This is a genomic window from Devosia sp. Root436, from assembly GCF_001426345.1.
Classification (GTDB): Bacteria; Pseudomonadota; Alphaproteobacteria; order Rhizobiales; family Devosiaceae; genus Devosia.
On the sequence record NZ_LMEM01000007.1, the window covers coordinates 1 to 3,433 of the forward strand.

At 61.1% G+C, this 3,433-nt stretch carries 1 protein-coding gene and 2 pseudogenes; all 3 read left to right on the forward strand.

The features are described from left to right. Positions 1-701 (forward strand): annotated as a pseudogene (locus ASD04_RS05020) (ATP-binding cassette domain-containing protein); the annotation flags it as partial. Positions 702-740: 39 nt separating this feature from the next. Then, entirely contained in the window at positions 741-2,402 is a 1,662-nt protein-coding gene (locus tag ASD04_RS05025) for a peptide ABC transporter substrate-binding protein (RefSeq protein WP_056253488.1), read from the forward strand. Positions 2,403-2,468: 66 nt separating this feature from the next. After that, a pseudogene (locus tag ASD04_RS05030) lies at positions 2,469-3,433 on the forward strand (ABC transporter permease); the annotation flags it as partial.

Below are 3,433 nucleotides of genomic sequence, written 5' to 3' on the forward strand. Positions count from 1 at the left end.
CCGCACGCAGCGCCGCACGCAGCGCATCGTGCCTGCCGTGAACGATGTCTCGTTCAGCCTCATGCCGGGCCGGACCCTCGGAATTGTTGGCGAAAGCGGGTCTGGCAAGTCGTCACTCGGGCGCGTGCTGATCAAGCTGATGGACAGCGACGCGGGTCGGATCGAATTTGATGGGCTCGACATCGCCCCGCTGTCAGAGGGCGAGTTCCGGCACTTGCGACCGGCGATCCAGATGATCTTCCAGGACCCCTTTGCGTCGCTAAACCCGAGATCGACGATCGGCCACATACTGACGGTAGGGCCGATCGCACACGGATCATCCTATGCCCAAGCCAGCGAGGAGGCGCGCGCGTTGCTCTCTCATGTAGGCCTTGACGCCGGCGCCTTCGACCGTTTCCCGCATGAATTTTCCGGTGGGCAGCGCCAGCGTATTTCAGGCGCCCATTCAGGCGCAAATCCTCAAACTTCTCGATCAGATACAGCGCGAGACCGGCGTTTCGATGGTGTTCATCACCCACGATCTTCGCGTCGCCAGCCAGATCTGTGACGAGATCGCGGTGATGCAGAAAGGGCGGATCGTAGAACACGGCCCGCCAACTCAGATCTTCCTGAATCCACAGTCGGCCTACACGCGAGAGCTGGTGGCCGCAATTCCTGGAGAGCGACCGGCAAGTGCCCGCCCGGTTGCGGCAAATCAGTAGGGCAACGGCTTTGCAGCCACGAGGGAGGAGACCTCAATCATGACTAAAAATTCAACGACATCCAGCTTCACGCGACGCGACGCCCTGCGCCTGATGGGCCTGGGCGGAGTGGCGAGCCTGGTAGCACCAAACCTGCTGCTCGCGCCGGCTTTCGGCCAGACGCCTCCGGCAACGCCGACGGGCCGGGTCGTTGTCGGCCTCTCACAGGAACCCACCGTGTTCAACCCGCTGATGCCGCATATCGAGGTTGACGACGGGGTCAACTTCTCGGTGTTCGACGCGCTGTTCCGTATCGACCCGCAGGGCGTGATCGTCCCCAATCTGGCGGTCGAGGTGCCCAGTCAGGACAATGGCGGTATTTCCGCGGACGGGCTGCAGTGGAGTGTGAAGCTGCGCGATGGCGTGGCCTGGCACGATGGGACGCCCTTCACCGCCGAGGATGTGAAGTTCACCCTCGAGCTGATCGTCAACCCGAACTTCCGCGCCTGGCGCACTACCGGCCATTCGCTGGTGCGCGACATCACTGTAGTCTCGCCCACGGAGATCACCTGGCGGATGGAAGAGGCTTTCGCCCCCTATCTGACGTTTCTGACAGAAACCTTCATCGTGCCCAAACACATACTGGAGGCTGCGACCGATCTCAACGAGAACCCTTTCAACCAAGCGCCAATCGGCACCGGGGCATTCAAATGGGGCCAGCGGGTGGCCGGCGATCGCCTGGAGCTGGTGGCCAACCCCAACTACTTCGGCGACGGCCCGCATATCGAACAACTGATCTTCAAATACATCCCCGACTACACGGTGCTCTACACCCAGTTCAGAAGCGGCGACATCGATCTGGTGGGCATCATCAGCCCCGACAACTATGCCGAGGCTAGCGCCCTCCCGGACCGTGTTGTCGCCCTGGTGCCGAGGTCATCGATGGAGTCGTTCTATCTGAACGTCGAACGCCCCCAGTTCAAGGAAGTGGCGGTGCGCGAGGCACTCTATGCCGCCATTGACCGGCAGAGCATTATCGAAAAGCTCTACTACGGCGTGCCGGTGCCCACCGAAACCTTCATGCCGCAGCAGTCGTTCTTCTACAATCCCGGCCTGCCGCCCCAGGAGTTCAACTATGACCGCGCTAAGCAGCTTCTGGACGAGGCCGGCTGGGTAACTGGAGGCGACGGCATTCGCGCCAAGGACGGCGTGCGGCTGTCCTTTGCCAATTCGACCACTTCAGGCAACCATCTGCGCGAGCAGGTGCAACAGTTTCTGCAGCAGACCTTTGCCGAGATCGGTGTAGAAATGACCATCTCGAACCTGCCGGCCGCGGTTATGTGGGGGGAGTTCTGGCAGCAGTCGCAGTTCGACTCGGTTATCGTCGGCAGCGCCTACCTGATTGGCGCAGACCCGGACGTCACCAACCGCCTGCACTCCGGGTCGATCGTCGCCAAGGGGGGCCGCGGCTCCAACAACGCGCAGTATTCCAACCCGGAAGTCGACGCGCTTCTGGAGGAAGGCGCCCGGACCTTTGATTCAGAGGCACGACGCAGGATCTACTTCAAGGTGCAAGAGCTTGTGCGTGCTGATCTGCCATTCCTGCCACTGTACGCGGACACTTCCGTCTTGGGGCACAAGGAGGGCCTTGAAGGCTTCGTCGCTAACGCGAACACCCGCACCGAGTCCTGGAATGCTGCTGCCTGGTACTGGCAGGCCTGACGCAGTTGCCGCCGCCCTCAGGGGCGGCGGCATGTTCAGTCTGAAGCCTTACACATGGAGGGCTCAATGCGCAGCTTCCTGATCAACCGACTGTTCCAAAGCATCGTGTTGCTCGTGATGGTCTCCATCATCGGCTTCGTGATCCTGAACCTCATTCCAGGTGGACCGCTGGCGCAATATGGGCTGGATCCTGGCATGACCCAGGACGACATGGCCCGCATTACCGAGCAGCTCGGACTGAACCGCCCGCTTTGGGTTCAGTATTTCGACTGGGCATGGCGCCTCTTGCAGGGCGATTGGGGTACTTCCTTCCGTGATGGTGCGCCGGTCCTGTCGGTGATCGGCCGGCATGTGTTTGCAACCCTGCTGTTGATGGGAACCTCGACGGCGATAGCCATGACGGTGGGCATCTGGATCGGCATTCGTGGGGCGACGCGCCGCTATTCGGTGTTCGACTACGCTGCCACTGTCGGCGCCATGGTGGCGCTGTCCATTCCGACCTTCTGGTTCGGCCTGGTTGGCATTTATGTCTTTTCGCTGCAGCTCGGCTGGCTGCCGGCGGGCAACATGTACAAGATCGGCGATGGTTCATTCCTGAACTATCTGCATCATCTCATCCTGCCGAGTGCAGTTTTCGCTGCAGCTCGGCTGGCTGCCGGCGGGCAACATGTACAAGATCGGCGATGGTTCATTCCTGAACTATCTGCATCATCTCATCCTGCCGAGTGCAGTCCTGGCCCTCGTCCATATTGCAATATGGAGCCGCTACATGCGGTCGGCGACACTGGACGCCATCAGTCAGGACTACGTCAAAACCGCCCGTGCCAAAGGTCTGAGCGAACGCCGCGTGATCCTCAAGCACGTCGTCGGCAACGCACTTCTGCCGATGATCACTCTTGCTGGCATCCAGCTCCCCAGCATTCTGACGGGCGCCCTGGTGACAGAGACCGTCTTCACCTGGCCCGGCATGGGGCGCCTCTTCCTCGATAGTCTCGGCTACAGCGACTATCCAGTGGTGATGGGCCTGTCTG